This is a genomic window from Streptomyces niphimycinicus, assembly GCF_018883605.1.
Lineage (GTDB): Bacteria > Actinomycetota > Actinomycetes > Streptomycetales > Streptomycetaceae > Streptomyces > Streptomyces niphimycinicus.
This window is the reverse complement of the sequence record NZ_JAHLEM010000534.1, coordinates 1-2,284: the sequence shown is the minus strand read 5'-3', so window position 1 is coordinate 2,284 and position 2,284 is coordinate 1. Positions and strand designations below refer to the sequence as shown.

Here is a 2,284-nt window from a genome sequence, read left to right as displayed (position 1 = left end):
TGGCTTCTCCCTTCGTCTGATCCTCCTGAAGGAGAACTGATGTGTACGGAGTCGCGCAGCGTCGCTGCCGCGCCCTCCTGTACGTGTTCAACGAGAGGCTCCCCCAAAAACATTCCCTACGCTAATAAAATTTTTTCGCAGCCTAAGTATCTGCTGGTGGCCGGTGCGGGGTCCGGTTGTGCCTCTCGCGCGGCCGCCCGGAGAATGAACCGCGTATGAGTGAAGTGATGCCTCCGGGCCAACCAGACCTCGCCTCGATCGTCGCGGGCATCGAGCGCACCAACGAGCTGCTTCAGCGCGTGCTCGCCGAGGTCGCGACCACGCCCTCGACGCACGCGATCTTCGTGGACGCGGGGTATGTCTACGCGGCAGCCGGCCGGCTCGTCGCGGGCACGGAGGACCGCCGCGCCTTCGAGCTGGACGCCGAGGGGCTCATCGAGGCGTTCATCGACAAGGCGCGCACGATCTTCCCGGACAGCAGGCTGCTGCGCGTCTACTGGTTCGACGGCGCCCGGCGCCGGATCCACACCCCGGAGCAGCAGAGCGTCGCGGAGCTGCCCGACGTCAAGGTCCGGCTCGGCAACCTCAACGCCAACAACCAGCAGAAGGGCGTCGACTCGCTCATCCGCTCCGACCTGGAATCCCTCGCCCGCCACCGCGCCATCGGGGACGCCGTGCTGATCGGCGGCGACGAGGACCTGGTCTCCGCCGTCGAGGCGGCCCAGGGCTACGGGGCACGCGTCCATCTGTGGGGCATCGAGGCACTCGACGGGCGCAACCAGGCCGAGCCGCTGCTGTGGGAGGTCGACAGCCAGCGCACCTTCGACCTCGACTTCTGCAAGCCGTACGTCACCCGGCGGGCCACCGGCTACGAACTGAACGGCGACTCGCCGCTGTGCGGACCCGCCCCGACCCGGGACGAGGTGCGCTTCGTCGGGGCGCAGATCGCCGCCCAGTGGCTGTCCGCACGCGGCCGCGAGACGCTCGCGGAGCTGCTCCCGGGCCATCCTTATTTGCCCGGCTCCGTGGACCAGGAGCTGCTGATCGACGCGGAGGGGCTGCTGCGGCTCTCGCTGCGTGCCCATGCCGATCTGCGGCGCGCCCTGCGGGATGGCTTCTGGGAGCATCTTCAGGCGCAGTACTGACCCTTTCCGGCTGCCTTCTCGGTCCGCGTCGCTCGGTCCGCGTCGTTTGGCCGACGTCGCTCAGCCCACGTCGCGCCAGAAGGCGGTCAGGGCGTCGGCGGTGGGGTGGGCCCGCTCGGTGTTGGGGGAGTGCCCGGCACCCTCGATCACGGTCCGGCGGGCGGCCAGCCGTCCGGCCATCTCGTCGATCAGCGGCACCGGCCAGGCGTAGTCCGACTCACCGGAGAGCACATGGGTGCGCAGCCGCAGCGCCGCCAGCTCATCGACCCGGTCCGGCTCGGCGGCGAGCTGCCGCCCGGTGACGATGAGCTGCTCCGGTACGGTCCCGAGCCAGCGCTGATGCAGGAACTCCGCCACCCCGGGCGGTGTCGCCGCGTCGGCCGCCTCGGGCGGATCCAGCTCGCGCATCGCCTGCCATACGGATTCCATGTCCATCACGGTCAGCGCGTCGATCAGCAGCTTGATCCGGGCGCACTGCGGGGCGGAGATGGCCGCCGGGCCGGAACTCATGATCGTCAGCGAGGCGAACGCCCCCGGGTCGCGCAGTACGGCCGCCCGCGCGATCAGCCCGCCGAGCGAGTGCCCGAGCAGATGGACCGGGTCCTCGGTCGCCGCGCTCAGGGCGGTGGCCTGCGCGAGGAGGTCCTGGGCCAGCTCGTCCTGGGCGTACACGGCCTCCTTACGGGGGCCAGGACTCTCGTGCTGCCCCCGCCCGTCGATGGCGACGGCCCGGAACCCGGCCGAGGAGAGCGGCTCCAGCAGCGCGATGAAGTCCTCCTTGCTCCCGGTGAACCCCGGGACCAGCAGGACGGTCCCGCGCGCGGCCGAAGCGGGCCGCGCGTCATGGACGGCGAATTCCCCGCGCGCGGTCCGGAGGCGGTACGCGCGGGCGCCCGCGGGCAGTGTGAGAAAGGGCGGCCTGCTCATGGGATGAGGCTATACAGGTCGCGGGAAACGGTACGTGAACGCCCAGGGGCCCGCCCCGCGGTGTCGCGGAACGGGCCCCTGGCCATGCCATGCGCTGTGGCGCGGTCGCCCGTCAGCCCTCGGTCGTCGCCTCTACGGCCTCGGCAGCCTTGGCGCGCGTACGGCGCCGGGGCTTGGCGGGCGCGGCCTCGGCACCGGCCTCGTCCGCGGCC

The 2,284-nt window shown here is 71.4% G+C and carries 2 protein-coding genes; one reads left to right on the top strand and one right to left on the bottom strand.

Annotated elements, in window-relative coordinates:
• Positions 1-215: 215 nt before the first annotated feature.
• Positions 216-1,145 (top strand): NYN domain-containing protein, encoded by a 930-nt coding sequence (locus KN815_RS35265; protein WP_216345919.1) that lies wholly within the window; start codon positions 216-218, stop codon positions 1,143-1,145.
• 60 nt (positions 1,146-1,205) lie between these two features.
• Here KN815_RS35265 and KN815_RS35260 read toward each other — a convergent pair whose 3' ends face one another.
• On the bottom strand, positions 1,206-2,072 hold the full coding sequence (locus KN815_RS35260; protein WP_216345918.1) for an alpha/beta fold hydrolase: 867 nt from the start codon (positions 2,070-2,072) through the stop codon (positions 1,206-1,208).
• Positions 2,073-2,284 lie beyond the last annotated feature (212 nt).

What these genes read in the sequence shown, in the direction of transcription:
- KN815_RS35260 (WP_216345918.1), bottom strand. Translation starts at nt 2,072, where the DNA reads ATGAGCAGGCCGCCCTTTCTCACACTGCCCGCGGGCGCCCGCGCGTAC.
- KN815_RS35265 (WP_216345919.1), top strand. Translation starts at nt 216, where the DNA reads ATGAGTGAAGTGATGCCTCCGGGCCAACCAGACCTCGCCTCGATCGTC.